The sequence below is a fragment of the Streptacidiphilus jiangxiensis genome (genome assembly GCF_900109465.1).
Taxonomy (GTDB): domain Bacteria; phylum Actinomycetota; class Actinomycetes; order Streptomycetales; family Streptomycetaceae; genus Streptacidiphilus; species Streptacidiphilus jiangxiensis.
Genome location: NZ_FOAZ01000018.1, coordinates 26,122 through 42,037, shown reverse-complemented (window position 1 = coordinate 42,037; position 15,916 = coordinate 26,122). Strand labels below are relative to the sequence as shown.

Here is a 15,916-nt window from a genome sequence, read left to right as displayed (position 1 = left end):
AGGGGCCTCCAAGCGGTAGGGATGGGGGAGTTCAGGCGAGGACGGTGCGCACACCCGCGTCGTGCAGCGCGGCCAGCGTCTGCGGGCCGCCGGGATGCGTGGCCGGGTCCGCCGCGGCGCGGTCGGTGACGAAGACCTCGACCGCGTCCAGCGGCGCGACCTGGCTGAACGCGCGCACGCCGAGCTTCGTGGCGTCGGCGACGGCGAGTGTCCGGTCGGCCTGGGCCAGGCCGACCTGTTTGACGGCGGCGTCGTCGAGGCTGAACTCCGACCAGCCGTGTTCGGCGTGCACGCCGCCGATGGACATCACGAACACGTCGAAGGCCAACGCCTCCAGCGTGCGCAGCGCGAGGGGGCCGACCAGGGACCGCTCCCCGGGACGGGAGAGGCCACCCACGACGAGCAGCTCGATGCCGGGCCGGTCGGCGAGCCGCACGGCCGCCTGCAGGCTCAGCACCGCGACGGTGAGCGGCCCCCGTTCGGCGAGGTGCTCGGCGACGTGGACCGTCGTGGTCCCGGCGTCGAGCAGCACCCGCGAGCCGGGCTCGACCAGGCCGGCGACCGCCGCGCCCAGTCGGTCCTTGGTGGCGGCCTGCCACGACTCCCGGGCGGCGAACCCGGCGCCGTCCTCCCGGGCCTTGGCGGCGACGGCGGCACCGTGGACCCGTCGCACCAACCCCTGACGCTCGAGCGCGTCGAGGTCGCGACGCACGGTCATCTCCGAGACGCCCAGGCGCTGGGAGAGCTCCGACACGGACAGCCGACCGGAGCCCTGCACCAGTCGCAGGGTCAGGTCGAGACGATTGGCGACACCCATGGCAGATATCTAACACCGTGATGTGCGAATGAACAAGGCTGTGGTTGCTTCGGGCGGCGCGGCCATTCTCACCGTTACTAGTTGACGAGAGACTAGTTGCAATGCAACTATGAACGGGTCAGTGAGGCACACGGCCGGAAGGGAACCGTCACCATGAGCGAGAACACCACCACCATCGAGCGCATCCACGCCGATCACACCGTGGCCAAGCGCCTCGGGAACTGGACCGACGCCGGCGTCGTCGAGATCCGGGCGCGCCGCGCCACCGTCGTGGTGGACCTGCGCTCGCCCCACCTGCCCGCCGAGGTCGAGGTCCGGATCGAGAACGCCAAGGCGCTGGTCAAGCTGCTGGTTCCCGAGGACACCGAGGTCGAGCACTGGGACCTGCGCTGGTCCGGCAAGGGCTCGCTGAAGGACGCCCAGGTGGCCCGTGACGACGTCCAGACCGCGCCGTCGCGACGGATCCGGGTGGTCGGCACGGCGCAGGACGGCGAGATCCGCGTCCACCGCGGCGGTGTGGCGATGCTGTCCGCCATGTTCTCCCGCGAGTACCTGGAGGACCTGCGCAGCGCCCGCAAGGAGGGGCGCCTTCCGATCGTCGACGACCCCACCCGCGACAGCCGCAAGAGCTGAGGTACTCCTCCGGGCCCAGGTGATCGCAGCAGGGGCGGACGGGCGGCGGACCCTTGTCGCCCGCCTGACCCGCTGCTTGGATGCGACGTCATGACGACGACTCAGAACCTCCTGGCGGCCGGGACCACCTCCGGCATCGGCGGCTACAGCGTCGGATGGCTGACGCTGTCGCTCATCAACGCGGGCCTCGCCCAGGGCAAGGGCCGCTCCGGGTGGAACTGGTGGCTGGTGTCGCTCCTCCTCGGTCCGCTGGCGACGCTGCTGATCGTGCTCCGCCCGCGCCTCGACGCCGAGCACTGACCCCGACTGCGGGCGCGCCGCCACCGTCCGGCCCGGTCCGGGTGTTCGAAGGACGTAGGGTCGGGGAGGATCGTGTCCGGGAGACCACGCGGAGACCCACGCGGAGGCCCACGAGGACGGCGGCGCGGAGGCGAGTGGCTTTGGAGACGGAGCGCGGCGGGGCGCGGCGGAGCAGTCCGGCGGGTCGGCTGGTTCGGCGCGGGTTCACCGACCCGGAGGCGGCCGCCGCGCGGCTCGCGGAGCCCGCGCTGGCGGCGCACGCCGCCGACAGCGTGCTGCTGGACGCGCTCGCCGCGACCGCCGATCCCGACCAGGCGCTCAAGGGGCTCGCCGGTCTCGTCGAGGCCTGCGCCGACGAGGCCGAGCGGCACGCGCTGCTGGACACCCTCACCACCGCCAAGCCGCTGCGCGACCGCCTGCTCGGGGTGCTGGGTGCCAGCGCCGCACTGGGGGAGCACCTGTCGCGGCACCCGCACGACTGGCACGAGCTGGTCACCTTCGAGCTGCACGACATCCACCCGGGGCCGGAGGAGTTCGTCCGCCGCCTCTACCGGCACATCTGGGAGGAGCAGCCCGGCATCCCCCGCGCGGACGCGCTGCGCACCGGCTACCGACGGCTCCTGCTCAGCATCGCCGCCCGCGACCTGACCGGCACCGCCGACCTCGGGCAGACCGCCGCCGAACTCGCCGACCTCGCGGGAGCGACGCTGCAGGCCGCCCTCGACATCGCCGCCGAGGAGGACCCGGACGCCGCCCGCGCATGCCGGCTCGCCGTGATCGCCATGGGCAAGTGCGGCGGACGCGAGCTCAACTACGTCTCGGACGTGGACGTCGTCTTCGTCGCCGAACCCCGCCAGATCGTCGACGGCGAGTCCGCCGACCCGGAGACGGTCGACCCCGACACCGCGCTGAAGGCCGCCACCCGCCTCGCCTCCCGGATGATGCGCCTGTGCTCCGACAGCACCCGCGAGGGCACCATCTGGCAGGTCGACGCCAACCTGCGGCCCGAGGGCAAGAACGGCCCGCTGGTGCGCACCCTCGCCAGCCACCTCGCCTACTACCAGCGCTGGGCCAAGACCTGGGAGTTCCAGGCGCTGCTCAAGGCCCGGCCGGTCGCCGGCGACGCCGCGCTCGGACACGAGTATCTGCAGGCCGTCACGCCGATGGTCTGGCAGGCGTCCCAGCGTGAGAACTTCGTGCAGGACGTGCAGCAGATGCGCCGCCGGGTCGTCGAGGCGATCCCGGCGAGCGAGGTCGAGCGCGAGCTCAAGCTCGGCCCCGGCGGGCTGCGGGACGTGGAGTTCTCCGTCCAGTTGCTCCAGCTCGTCCACGGCCGCACCGACGACTCCCTGCGCAGCGCGACGACACTGACCGCGCTCGCCGACCTGTCGGCCGGCGGCTACGTCGGCCGCGCCGACGCCGCCGCGCTCGACAGCGCCTACCGGTTCCTGCGCACGCTGGAGCACCGCATCCAGCTGTTCCAGCTGCGCCGGACCCACCTCGTCCCGACCGCCGAGCAGGACCTGCGGCGCCTCGGCCGCTCCCTCGGACTGCGGGCCGACCCCGTCGCCGAACTGCTCGCGGAGTGGAAGCGCCACGGCCGGGAGGTCCGGCGCCTGCACGAGAAGCTCTTCTACCGCCCGCTGCTCGACGCCGTCGCCCACCTCGACCTGGAGGAGGTCGGGCTCACCGCCCGCCTCGACGGCACGGCCCTGAGCGCGGAGGCCGCGCAGGCGCGCCTTGCCGCGCTCGGCTACCGCGCGCCCGTCGACGCCTTCCGCCACCTGCAGGCCCTCGCCAACGGCGTCAGTCGCCGGGCTGCGCTGCAGCGCACGCTGCTCCCGGTGATGCTCGGCTGGTTCGCCGAGTCCGCCGACCCGGACGCGGGCCTGCTCGGCTTCCGCAAGGTCTCCGACAGCCTCGGCTCGACCCCCTGGTACCTGCGGCTGCTGCGCGACGAGGGCGCCGCGGCCGAGAACCTGGCGCGCATCCTCTCCTCCGGCCGCCTGGCCCCGGACCTGCTGCTGCGCGCACCCGAGGCGGTCGCCCTGCTGGGCGACACCGACGGCCTGGACCCGCGTTCCCCGCAGATGCTCGACCGTGAGGTCGCCTCCGCCGTCGGCCGCGCCGACGACGCGCCGGCCGCCGTCGCGGCAGCCCGCTCGGTGCGGCGCCGCGAGCTGTTCCGGACGGCCGCCGCCGACGTGTTGGGCCGTCTGGGTGACACCCCGGCCGACGCCGTCGAGGCGGCGGGCCTCGCGCTGACCGGCCTCAACCGTGCCACGCTGGCCGGCGCGCTCGCCGCCTGCGTCGCGGCGGCGGAGGCCGCCGCCGGGCAGCCGCTCCCGACGCGGCTCTCCGTCATCGCCATGGGCCGCTTCGGCGGCCACGAGCTCGGCTACGGCTCGGACGCGGACGTCATGTTCGTCCACGACCCCCTCCCGGGCGCGGACGAGACCAAGGCGAGCAACGCCGCCCGCGGCGTCTTCGAGGAACTGCGCCGCCTGCTCCAGCTGCCCTCCACCGAACCACCCCTGCTCATCGACGCGGACCTGCGCCCCGAAGGGCGGCAGGGGCCGTTGGTGCGCACGATCGCCTCCTACGCGGCCTACTACCGGCGCTGGTCCCACACCTGGGAGAGCCAGGCCCTGCTACGGGCCAAACCGGTCGCCGGCGACACGGCGCTCGGCGAGGAGTTCGTGGCGCTGATCGACCCGCTGCGGTATCCGGCAGCCGGACTGAACGCAGCCGAGCTGTTGGACATCCGTCGTATCAAGGCCCGCGTCGAGGCCGAACGCCTGCCGCGCGGCGCGGACCCGACCACCCACACCAAGCTCGGCCGCGGTGGCCTCGCCGACGTCGAGTGGGCGGTGCAGCTGCTCCAGCTGCAGCACGGCCACGGCGTCCCGGGCCTGCGCACCACCCGCACGCTCCGCGCCCTCGGCGCAGCGGTGGACGCGGCCCTGCTGGACGCGGACGCGGCGGAGGCGCTGTCCGCGGCGTGGGTGCAGGCGACGCGGGTGCGCAACGCGGTGATGCTGGTGCGCGGCCGCGCGGGCGACAGTTTTCCGGCGGAGCCGCGCGAGTTGGCGGGCGTCGCCCGCTACCTCGGCTACGGCGAGGGCCACGCGGGCGAGATGGTCGACGACTACCGCCGCACGGCGCGCAGGGCGCGCGAGGTCATGGAGCACATCGTCTACGGCGAGTAGTGCCCCTCGCGCCCCTGTGGGCCTAGCGGCCCACGGTGACCGGCTCGGGCTCGGGCTCCGGGACCGGGAGCGGCGCGGCCTTCGGGAAGCTGTACGGCCACCTGCGGTACACCAGCCGCGACGCGCCCAGCCCGATGAACGTGCAGCACGCCCCCGCGATCGCGTCCATGAAGAAGTGGTTCGCCGTCGCCACGATGACCACCACCGTCGTGAGCGGGTAGATCACCCCGAGCACCCGCACCCAGGTGCGCTTCGCCAGGAAGAAGATCGTGACGCCGCACCAGAGCGACCAGCCGATGTGCATCGACGGCATGGCGGCGAACTGGTTGGACACGTGCGCCATGTCGCCGGAGGCCATGGAGCCCCAGGTGTGGTGCTTCTCCACCGTGTCGATGAATCCGCCGTCCACCATCAGCCGTGGTGGCGCCAGTGGATAGAAGTAGTAGCCGAACAACGCGAAGCCGGTTGTCACGAATAGTGACAGGCGGGCCGCCGCGTAACGCCCGGAATGGGCGCGGAAGAGCCAGACCAGAACGGCGATCGTGACGATGAAGTGAAGAGTCGCGTAGTCGTAGTTCAGCCCGGTGATCAACCACGAGACCGAATCGAACGCGTGGTTGACATATCGCTCCACATCGATGTGGAGCGTCCCTTCGAGTGCCCAGATGTCATGCGCATTGCGCTGGGCGCGCGCCTCCATCTCGGGGACCGCATTGCGGACCATCGAGTAGATCCAGTAGCTCACTGCAATGAGCAGCAGCTCGATCCACAGGCGGGGCCGGCCGGGAGAACGGAAGTGTCCGCGCAGCGACCAGAGCAGGTGGCCCATGGGCCTCCTGTTGCTGGTGCGTGCTCCTGTTGCCGTTCCCATGGGTGAGTAGTCTGCCATGTGACCTGGGGTCTCCTGATCACCCTCTGGTCGGGGATTCCTCGAACGAAATACCCCTCAGGTCCTAGTGGAGCAAAAACCGGGAGCCGCCGCCCGCTGGGGGCGACGGCTCCGATGCTGGTCACGTTCTGTTATTTCCAGTTGTCATTGAGGGTGACGGCGCCGGAGGAGCCCGTCGTCAAGGCGCGGTTGGCGCCCGACTCCCAGGTGACGTTGCCCGCCGAGTCGATGACGATGTACTTGTACTCGAAGTATGTGTTCGGGGTGATGCTGAGCGTTGTAGACCAAACGGGGTAATTCGCGGAGGAGAGTGGGATCGCCTTGGTGGGGTCCCAGAAGCCGAGTGCGCCGATGCTCCCGACGACGTAGACGTGCTGCCCGGTGACGGTGGACTTCGTCTCGTCGAAGGTCACACCGACGGGGCTGGTCGCCGCCGTGTTCCAGGAGTCGCCGAGGGTGGCGCCGGACGTGCCCGTGGTGGCCGTGCGGTTGGCGCCCGTCTCCCACTCGACCGTGCCGTCGGGGTCCTTCTTGATGTACTTGTACTGGAAGGCGGTGTTCGCCGGCAGTGCGACCGTCCCGGCCCAGACGGGGTACGCCGCTGACGACAGCGGCACGGCGTTGGCGGTGTTCCAGTTGCCGAGCGCCGGGAGCGAGCCGACCACGTAGACGTTCTGGCCGTACCAGGTGGTGGCGTTCGCGTCGAAGGTCTCGCTGACCGAGGTCGAGGAACCGTTGTAGCTGTCCGTCAACGAGGCCGCCGCGCCCGAACCGGTGGTGGCGGAGTGGTTCGACCCCGGCTCCCAGGTGACGTTCCCGGAGGAGTCCTTCTCGATGTACTTGTACTGGATCGCGGTGGACTGCGGCAGGTTCACCGTGACCGTCCAGGTCGAGCCGGACTGCGTCATCGGCAGCGCCGAGGCGGGTGCCCAGCTGCCGAGGCCGGTGACCGAACCCACGAGGTACATCGGTGCGCTGGTCGGCGTACCGCTCACGGTGAAGGTCTCGGCGACGGTGCCGGCCGGAGCGCTCGTCGTGGCGGACGCACTGGCCGACGCGCTCGCCGAAGCGGACGCGGACGCGGACGCGGAAGCCGAGGCCGAGGCCGAGGCCGAGGCCGAGGGGGACGCCGTCGTGCCGCCGCCAGAGGAGGTCGTCGCGTACAGCGCCACCGCGTCCTTCGCCGCGACCGACACGGTCGCGTTCCCGTTCGCGTCCACGACGACCGTCGGGCCGGAGCAGGAGCTCGTCGCCGCCGTGTAGTCGCCGTGGATGACGTCGCAGTAGGTGCCGGCGGCGAGGCCGGTCTGGAAGGTCCTGGTCTGCGTGGAGTTCTCGTTGTTGATCGCGATCCAGGCCTTGCTGCCGCGCGAGAAGGCGATCAGGTTGGAGCCGTCGTCGTACCAGTTGGCCACCGCGGCCCCCTGGGCCGCGTTGTGCCAGCCGACCATGTTGGCGACGCCCTGGATCCGGTCGGTGCAGTACCAGCCGTTGGAGCAGTCGGTGTTGGTGACGTAGCCGTTGGCGTCGGCCGGCGGTGAGTCGTCGGAGCTGTTCCAGGTGAACCCGGAGTAGACCGACGGCTGCACGCCGTAGCCCCATGCCAGCATGAACTCGTTGGCCAGGGTGAAGGTGGCGCCGTTCTTGTAGCTGAGGGTGCTGCCGTTGCGCTCGGTGTCGTGGTTGGTGACCATCGCGCCGTCGGAGGCGCTCGGCTCCAGGCCCCAGGACTGGCCGAAGGTCTTCAGGTTGGCGATGTTGCCGGTGAACTGGTTCTTCAGGTTGTCGGCGTAGTCGAAGCCGATGACGCTGCCGTTGCTCTCGAACGCCGCCGGGGCGAGGTTGCCGCTGCTGCCGGGGTAGACCTCCTGCAGCACGTAGGGGCGCTGACCCCAGAGCGTGTTGGTGAGCCGGGACTCGATGTTGGCCATGTCGGCCTGGTTGATGTGCTTGGCCGAGTCGACGCGGAACCCGTCGACGCCGTAGCCGATCAGCTTGTTGAGATAGCCGGCGATCTTCGACCGGACGTCGTCGGTCTCGGTGTAGAGGTCCGCCAGGTTCTCCAGGTCGCACTCCTGCACCTGGGTCTGGTTGTTCCAGTCGTTGATGGACAGGTTCGAGTTGGGGCAGTTGTTCGGATAGCTGTGGAAGTCGGCCGAGGTGTACGGGACCTCGCTGTAGCTGCGGTTGGAGACGTTGAAGCTGTCACCGCCGTACGAGTCGGTGCTCGACTGGTCGGTTCCGGACATGTGGTTGACGACCGTGTCGACGTAGACCTTGACGCCCGCGTTGTGGCAGGTCGTCACCATCGCCTGGAACTGGGCCTCGGTGCCCATCCTGCTGTTCAGGTCGTAGCCGACGGGCTGGTAGATCTCCCACCACGGGTGGCTGCCGGAGAGTCTGATCGAGTCCTGTGGCGGGGCCACCTGGACCGCGCCGTAGCCCTTGGGGCCGAGGACGGCGGTGCACTCCGAGGCCACCGAGGGCCAGTTCCACATGAACATGTTTGCGATCACATCGCCGCCGTTGGGCGCGCTGGCGTGGGCGGTGCCGCTGGTCAGCGCGAGGGGCACGACCGTGCCCGCGGCGACCAGGGCCCCGGACGCGAACAGAGCTCGCAGGCGGCCGGATTGACTCGGCATCAGGTTCTCCATGGGGGAGAGTGGGTGGGGTGAACAGGATGGCGCCGACGAGCGTGCTCCCCCTGATTCCTGAGCGTCAAGACATTGGTGGAAACTTTTTCAGCATCTTGCTGAAACATCTTGCGATGAATCGGGGGCGCCAGTAGGTTCTGCCTCGCCCCCGCCGCCGCCCCAGGGAGACAGTCCTGTGCGATCACGATGGAGAAGCCTGCTCGTCACGGCTGCGCTGCTGAGTCCGGCGGTGGTCGGGCCGATCCCGGTCGCCGTCGCCGCCTCGGCCCCGCGCTCGGCGGCTCTGCCGCCCGCCCCCTCCGACGCGGCACTCGCCGCGACCCCGGACCGCCACGGCCTGAACAAGGAGCAGTTCTACTTCCTGCTCCCGGACCGCTTCGCCAACGGCGACCCGTCCAACGACACCGGCGGCATCACCGGCACCCGGATGCAGAACGGCTACGACCCCACCGACTCGGGCTTCTACCACGGCGGTGACCTCGCCGGGATCATCAAGAAGCTGTCGTACATCAAGAAGCTCGGCACCACCGCCATCTGGATGGCGCCGATCTTCAAGAACGTTCCGGTGCAGGGCACCGGCAGCAACGCCTCGGCCGGCTACCACGGCTACTGGATCACCGACTTCACCCAGGTCGACCCGCACTTCGGCACCAACGCGCAGCTCAAGGAGCTGATCCAGAAGGCCCACGCGATGGGCATGAAGGTCTTCTTCGACGTCATCACCAACCACACCGCCGACGTCATCGACTACGCCGAGAAGACCTACGACTACCGCTCCATCGGCGCCTACCCGACGCTCGACGAGAACGGCCGGCCGGTCGACACCACCGCCATCGCGAACGCCAACGCAGCCAACGGGACGGCGAACTACCCCAAGCTGACCAAGGACTCCTTCCCCTACACCCCGGTCTTCGACCAGCCGGGCGACGCGACCGCCAAGAAGCCCTCCTGGCTCAACGACGTGACGCTCTACCACAACCGGGGCAATACCAGTTTCGTCGGCGAGAACGCCACCGAGGGCGACTTCTACGGGCTGGACGACCTGGACACCCAGGACCCGCGCGTGATCCAGGGCTTCGAGAAGATCTACGAGAACTGGGTCAAGCGGGACGATGTCGACGGCTTCCGGATCGACACCGTCAAGAACGTCAACATGGCGTTCTGGCAGCAGTGGGCCCCGGCGCTGACGAAGTTCGCCGAGCAGCAGGGCAACAAGAAGTTCTTCATGTTCGGTGAGGTCTACGACGCCGACACGAGCATCAACTCCAGCTACGTCACCCAGGGCAAGCTGGACGCCGCCCTCGGCTTCCCGTTCCAGAACGCGGCCCGCCTCTACGCCTCGCAGGGCGGCTCGGCCGGGCTGCTGTCCGCGCTCTACGCGGACGACTACAAGTACGCCTCCGCGAGCAGCGACGCGTACGAGCAGCCGACCTTCCTCGGCAACCACGACATGGGCCGCATCGGGTACTTCCTGAAGACCGACAACCCGAACGCGAGCGACGCCGAGCTGCTGAAGAAGGACCTGCTGGCCCAGCAGCTGCTCTTCCTGACGCGTGGTCAGCCGGTCGTCTACTACGGCGACGAGCAGGGCTTCACCGGGCTCGGCGGTGACAAGGCCGGGCGACAGGACATGTTCGCCTCCAAGGTCGCCGAGTACAACACCGACGCCGTCATCGGCGGCCCGAGCGGCTCGGCCGACCGCTACGGCACCGACGTGCCGGTCTACCAGGCGATCGCCCAGCTGGCCGCGCTGCGCAAGGCCAACCCGGCGCTGGAGGACGGCGCCCAGATCGAGCGCTACGCGGCGAGCGGGCCGGGCGTCTACGCCTTCTCCCGGATCGACGCCAAGCAGCAGGTCGAGTACCTGGTCGCGGTCAACAACGCCACGACCGACCAGACCGTGAGCGTGCCGACCTACTCGGCCGGTATGGGCTTCAGCCCGATCTACGGCACCGGCCAGGCCCACGCCGTCACCGGCGCCGACAGCAAGCTCAGCCTGACCGTCCCGGCCGAGTCCGCGGTCGTCTACAGGGCCGACGCCCGCATCGGCGCGCCGAGCGCCGCGCCCACGGTCGCGCTGACCGCGCCCGCCGACGGCTCCTCCGGCACGGTGACGGTGAAGGCCGACGTCACCGGCGGCGGCTTCAACCGCGTGGTCTTCGCCGCCTCCGTCGGCACCGGCGCCTGGAAGGTGCTCGGCAGCGCCGACCACGCCCCCTACGCCGTCACCCAGGACCTGAGCCGCGTTCCGGCCGGAACGACCGTCCGCTACAAGGCCGTGGTGGTCGACAACACCGGCCGCACCGCCGACGCGAGCGGCACCACGCTGGTGGCCGCCGTGCCGCAGGCACCCAAGCCGAGCGCCGTCTCCCGCGGTTACGCCGTCGTCCACTACCACCGCGCCGACGGGAACTACAGCGGGTGGAACCTCTACGCCTGGGGCGACATCGCCGACGGCGAGGGCACCACCTGGCCCGCCGGGCACCCGTTCATCGGCCAGGACGCCTTCGGCGCCTTCGCCTACGTGAAGTTGAAGCAGGGCGCGAGCAACGTCGGCTTCATCATCGAGAACAACGGCACCAAGGACACCGCCGCCGACCGGGCCGTCGACCTCTCGCAGACCGGCGAGGTCTGGGTGAACTCCGGCGACACCACCACCTACACGACCGACCCCGGTGCCTCCGACACCGTCCCGGCCGGACAGGTGATCGTGCACTACCACCGCGCCGACGGGAACTACGCCGGCTGGGGCATGCACGTGTGGACCGGCGCGGCCAACCCGACCGACTGGACCGCCCCGCTGCAGCCGTCCGGCACCGACGCCTTCGGTGACGTCTTCACCGTGCCGCTGGCGAGCGGGGCCACCTCGCTCAGCTACATCCTCCACAACGGCGACACCAAGGACCTGCCCGACGACCAGTCCCTGGTCTTCGGCCAGAACGGCCGCGAGGTGTGGATCCTCAACGCCACCCCGGGTTACCTGCTGCCCGAGGCCTCCGGCTCGGCCGCCGACGTCGACCTGACCAAGTCCAAGGCACAGTTCGTCGACGGCACCACCGTCGCCGTCCCCGCCGGCTGGGGCTTCGGCGCCACCGTGCCGAACGGCTCCTCCGCCGAGCTGGTCTACTCGCCGACCGGCGCCATCACCGTCAAGGACGGTGACACCACCGACCCGGGCTACTGGCTGCGCCTGCTGCCCGTCAGCGGCGGCCTGACCGCCGCCCAGCTGGCCAAGCACCCCGAGCTGAAGGGCTACGCCGCCTTCACCGTCGACCCGCGCGACCTGAAGCGCATCCCGCTCGCGCTGCGCTCGCAGCTGATCATGACCGAGCGCGAGGCCAACGGCGCGTTGCTGGCCGCGACGGGCGTGCAGCTGCCCGGGGCCCTCGACGCGATCTACGGCCCGGCGGCCGCCAAGGCCCCGCTCGGCCCGGTCTACGGCAAGGACGGCACGCCGTCCCTCTCCGTCTGGGCGCCCACCGCACGGCAGGTCGGCCTGGAGCTCTACGACTCCGCGACGGCCACCACGCCGCACCTCGTCCCGATGACACGTCAGAACAGCAGCGGCGTCTGGACGGTCAAGGGCGCCAAGGACTGGACCGGCAAGTACTACCTCTACCGGGTCACCGTCTGGGCGCCCAGCGTGCAGCAGGTCGTGACCAACCACGTCACCGACCCCTACTCGGTCTCCCTCTCCACCGACTCCAAGCGCAGCGAGATCGTCGACCTGACCGCGGCCTCGCTCGACCCTGCGGGCTGGCAGCAGGACCGCTCGCCCAAGGCGATCAGCGCCGGGCAGCAGGAGATCCAGGAGCTGCACGTCCGCGACTTCTCCGTCGCCGACGCGACCGTCCCGGCCGGCGACCGCGGCACCTACGTGGCCTTCACCGACCTGAACTCGGCCGGTATGAAGCACCTGGCGCAGCTCGCCAAGCAGGGCCTGACCACCGTCCACCTGCTGCCGAGCTTCGACTTCTCCTCCGTCCCCGAGGCGAAGGGCGAGCAGACCACCCCCGCCTGCGACCTGGCCTCCTTCGCGGCCGACTCCGACCAGCAGCAGGCCTGCATCAGCAAGCAGGCGTCCACCGACGCCTACAACTGGGGCTACGACCCGCTGCACTACAACGTCCCCGAGGGCTCCTACAGCACCGACCCGAACGGCACCGCGCGTGTCGTCCAGTTCCGCGCGATGGTCGCGGCGCTGCACAGGATCGGGCTGCGGGTGGTCATGGACGTGGTCTACAACCACACCGCCGCGTCCGGCGAGAACGCCGCCAGCGTGCTGGACCAGATCGTCCCCGGCTACTACCAGCGGCTCTCCGCCGACGGCGCCGTGACGACCGACTCCTGCTGCGCCGACACCGCCCCGGAACACGCCCTGATGAACCGCCTGGTCGTCGACTCGACCAAGCTCTGGGCCACCCAGTACCACGTCGACGGATTCCGCTTCGACCTGATGGGCCTGGACCCGAAGGCCACCATGCTGGACGTCAAGGCGGGCCTGGCGGCCACCGGCCGCCACGAGTTCCTCTACGGCGAGGGCTGGAACTTCGGCGTCGTCGCCAACGACGCCCGGTTCGTCCAGGCCACCCAGGCCAACATGGCGGGCACCGGCATCGCCACCTTCAACGACCGCCTGCGCGACGCGGTCCGCGGCGGCGGCCCGTTCGACAACAACCCGCACGTCCAGGGCTTCGCCTCCGGCCTGTACACCGCGCCGAACGGCGACGCGGTCAACGGCAGCACGGCGGACCAGAAGGCCCGCCTGCTGAACCAGATGGACCAGATCAAGGTCGGCCTGACCGGCAACCTGGCCGCCTACTCGTTCACCGACAGTGCAGGCAAGACCGTCACCGGGTCCGAGATCGACTACAACGGCGCCCCGGCCGGGTACACGGCCGCGCCCGGCGAGGCGATCACCTACGTCGACGCGCACGACAACCTCGACCTCTACGACACCCTCGCCTACAAGCTCCCGGCCGGCACCCCCATGGCCGACCGGGTCCGGATGCAGGCCCTGGCCCTGGCCACCACCGAGCTCGCCCAGGGCCCCGGTTTCTCCGTGGCCGGCTCGGACCTGCTGCGCAGCAAGTCGCTGGACGGCAACTCCTTCGACAGCGGCGACTGGTTCAACGCGATCCAGTGGCAGTGCGCGGGTGGCAACGGCTTCGGCCGGGGCCTGCCGACGGCGGCCTCCAACTCCGGCTTCTGGTCCTGGGCCAAGCCGCTGCTGGCGGACCCGTCGCTGGTCGCGGGCTGCTCCGCGCAGCGCGACACGACGGCGCTCTACCAGCAGTTCCTGCGGATCAAGGCCTCCACGCCGCTCTTCTCGCTCAGCACCGCGGCCGCCGTCCAGCAGCGGCTGAGCTTCCCGCTGTCCGGCACGGCCGGCGAGCTGCCCGGTGTGATCACGCTGCACCTGGACGGCACCGGCCTGCACACCTTCAAGTCCGTCACGGTCGTCTTCAACGCGACCCCGAGCGCCCAGCAGCAGACCCTGCCGGGCCTGATCGGCACCGGCCAGCAGCTGGACCCGATCCAGGCCCAGGGCGCCGACCCGGTCGTCAAGGCCGCGTCGTTCGACTCCGCCACCGGCACCTTCACCATCCCCGCGAGGACGGTGGCGGTCTACGTCCAGCAGTGAGTGACGTAGAACAGCCCTGAGGGGCGGACCCCGGACACGTGACTCCGGAGTCCGCCCCTCAGGCACTTCCCAGGCGACGCACAGTTCTCGCGTCCCGGAAGTAGTACAACGCCCCTTTGTGGGTAGGTAGGTGGGGTACGCGGCGTCGGCGGGGGGTGTCGATGGCGGGGACCACATCGGATGCCAGTGGGGTGGGGGGACCACCTCTGATCGTCGTGCTGGCGGATCGCCAGTACCTTTTTCCGGTCGGCAGCGTCGTCCGGATCGGGCGCAATCCCGAGCTGGACGTGGTGTCGACCAGCCCGCTGGTCTCGCGTGCCTGCCACGCGGTCATCAGTGTCGACGCGGGCGGCGCCACCTACGTGGACCAGTCGCGACGCGGCACGTTCCTGCGCGGCAGACCGCTGCGCGGACCGCTGCGGATCACCGAGTCGGTGGAGCTGCGCCTCGGCGATCCGGTGACCGGCGAGGTCCTCGGCGTCACGCCACCGCTCGGCTCGCACCAGCTGGAACGGAACCGCCGCAGACGGCTGGCGCTGCGGCGCGGACGCATGGCCGGTCTCGCACTGGGCGCGATGGGCGTCGCCGCGGCCGTCCTCGCCGCACTGCTGCTGCCCTCGGGCGCCACACCCAAGGCGGCCGCGCACCCGAGCGCCGGCGCGACGGCGACCACCGCGCCGCTCGCCCTGGCCGAGGCGGCCACGGTCCGGTTGCGCCTCGGTCCGGCGGATGCCTCCACCGGGTGGGGCTCGGGGACGGTCGTCGACCCGCACGGGCTGATCCTCACCAACGCGCACGTCGCGCAGCCGCAGGCGCCGGGACAGGCCGTGGCCCTGGGCACGCCCGGCTACCAGCTGCCCGCCAACCCGCCCTTCCTGACCGTCGAGATGACCACCGGTCAGTCCACCCCGGCCGTCGCCCGCTACCGGGCCCGCCCGGTCGCCGTGGACGGCTACCTGGACCTGGCCGTCGTGCAGATCTACGCCGACGCCGCCGGGAAGCCGGTCGACCCGAGCACGCTGAGGCTGCCCGCGCTCACGATCGGCGACTCGGGTGCGCTGCAACTCGGCCAGCCCGTCACCGTGCTGGGCTTCCCCGGGGTCGCCGAGTCCGACTCGATCAGCGTCACCAGCGGTGTGCTGTCCACCTTCGTGCCCGATCCGCTGCACCATGCCGCGGACCCGCGCTTCGAGTTGGAGACCACGGCGCGGCTCGCCCACGGCAACTCCGGTGGCGCCGCGATCGACGCGGGCGGACGGCTGATCGGCGTGCCCAGCATGGAGGTCACCGGCGAGGGCGCGGACGTGTCCTACCGGCTGAGGGCCGCCCAACTGGCCCGCCCGCTGCTGGCGGCGGCCCGGGCCGGCCGGACGTACGGCTCGGTGCTGCTGGTGCACTCGGGCGTCGGGGAAAAGGTCACCGGCGTGGGCGTCGGCGGGTCGGGCGAGCAGGCCTGCGCCATCTCCGCGCCCGCGACCCTCGCGGCGCTGCCGGCCCAGCTGTGGGTGGGTCTGCGCTACGCGGGCCTGCCCAAGGGGCTGGACGTCGCCGTCGGGGTCCGCCCGCCGGGCGCCGCCGCCTTCGGGGGAGCGGGCGGCGCGCTGCCGGAGGAGACGGTGCCGGGGCCGGACGGCTGTCTCGCCGTGGCGGTCGACCCCGCCTCCTTCGGCCTCGCGTCCCTGCCACCGGGGACGTACCAGGCACAGCTCTTCGCCGGACCGGATCTCGATCCGGTCGGCGGTACCGCCCAGTTCCGCGTCGGGGGGTGAC

8 protein-coding genes are annotated in these 15,916 nt (G+C 71.0%); 5 read left to right on the top strand and 3 right to left on the bottom strand.

Annotation, left to right across the window (positions count from 1 at the left end):
• Window positions 1-31: 31 nt before the first annotated feature.
• Window positions 32-817 (bottom strand): DeoR/GlpR family DNA-binding transcription regulator, encoded by a 786-nt coding sequence (locus BMY61_RS29520; RefSeq protein WP_042445988.1) that lies wholly within the window; start codon window positions 815-817, stop codon window positions 32-34.
• A gap of 153 nt (window positions 818-970) precedes the next feature.
• Here BMY61_RS29520 and BMY61_RS29515 point away from each other — a divergent pair, with 153 nt between their 5' ends.
• The 3 genes from BMY61_RS29515 to BMY61_RS29505 all read left to right on the top strand — a co-directional run bounded on the left by BMY61_RS29515 (window position 971) and on the right by BMY61_RS29505 (window position 4,959).
• Entirely contained in the window at window positions 971-1,450 is a 480-nt protein-coding gene (locus BMY61_RS29515) for a hypothetical protein (protein ID WP_042445987.1), read from the top strand.
• A 90-nt stretch (window positions 1,451-1,540) separates the two neighbouring features.
• Window positions 1,541-1,750, top strand: coding sequence for a hypothetical protein (locus tag BMY61_RS47970; protein WP_042445984.1), 210 nt, complete (start codon window positions 1,541-1,543; stop codon window positions 1,748-1,750).
• 134 nt (window positions 1,751-1,884) lie between these two features.
• Window positions 1,885-4,959 (top strand): bifunctional [glutamine synthetase] adenylyltransferase/[glutamine synthetase]-adenylyl-L-tyrosine phosphorylase, encoded by a 3,075-nt coding sequence (locus BMY61_RS29505; protein WP_042445982.1) that lies wholly within the window; start codon window positions 1,885-1,887, stop codon window positions 4,957-4,959.
• A gap of 22 nt (window positions 4,960-4,981) precedes the next feature.
• Here the strand turns inward: BMY61_RS29505 and BMY61_RS29500 are convergent, their stop codons facing one another.
• Together BMY61_RS29500 and BMY61_RS44380 are read right to left on the bottom strand one after the other, a co-directional pair.
• The gene (locus tag BMY61_RS29500; RefSeq protein WP_042445979.1) at window positions 4,982-5,788 is read right to left on the bottom strand and encodes a phosphatase PAP2 family protein; all 807 of its coding nucleotides are present in this window, start codon (window positions 5,786-5,788) and stop codon (window positions 4,982-4,984) included.
• A 191-nt stretch (window positions 5,789-5,979) separates the two neighbouring features.
• Window positions 5,980-8,490 carry a carbohydrate-binding module family 20 domain-containing protein gene (locus BMY61_RS44380; RefSeq protein WP_063773224.1) on the bottom strand — a complete coding sequence of 837 codons (2,511 nt, stop codon included), beginning with the start codon at window positions 8,488-8,490 and terminating at the stop codon, window positions 5,980-5,982.
• Between the two features lie 187 nt (window positions 8,491-8,677).
• Here BMY61_RS44380 and pulA point away from each other — a divergent pair, with 187 nt between their 5' ends.
• Window positions 8,678-14,146: a pullulanase-type alpha-1,6-glucosidase gene (gene pulA, locus BMY61_RS29465; protein ID WP_042445976.1), complete on the top strand. Its 5,469-nt coding sequence runs from the start codon at window positions 8,678-8,680 to the stop codon at window positions 14,144-14,146.
• 191 nt (window positions 14,147-14,337) lie between these two features.
• Window positions 14,338-15,915 (top strand): trypsin-like peptidase domain-containing protein, encoded by a 1,578-nt coding sequence (locus BMY61_RS29460; RefSeq protein WP_161791236.1) that lies wholly within the window; start codon window positions 14,338-14,340, stop codon window positions 15,913-15,915.
• The last annotated feature ends 1 nt before the right edge of the window (window position 15,916 follow it).

Bases quoted from the DNA above. Each gene is read 5' to 3' on its own strand.
- BMY61_RS47970 (WP_042445984.1), top strand. From the start codon at position 1,541: ATGACGACGACTCAGAACCTCCTGGCGGCCGGGACCACCTCCGGCATC.
- BMY61_RS29520 (WP_042445988.1), bottom strand. From the start codon at position 817: ATGGGTGTCGCCAATCGTCTCGACCTGACCCTGCGACTGGTGCAGGGC.
- BMY61_RS29500 (WP_042445979.1), bottom strand. From the start codon at position 5,788: ATGGGCCACCTGCTCTGGTCGCTGCGCGGACACTTCCGTTCTCCCGGC.
- BMY61_RS44380 (WP_063773224.1), bottom strand. From the start codon at position 8,490: ATGCCGAGTCAATCCGGCCGCCTGCGAGCTCTGTTCGCGTCCGGGGCC.
- BMY61_RS29515 (WP_042445987.1), top strand. From the start codon at position 971: ATGAGCGAGAACACCACCACCATCGAGCGCATCCACGCCGATCACACC.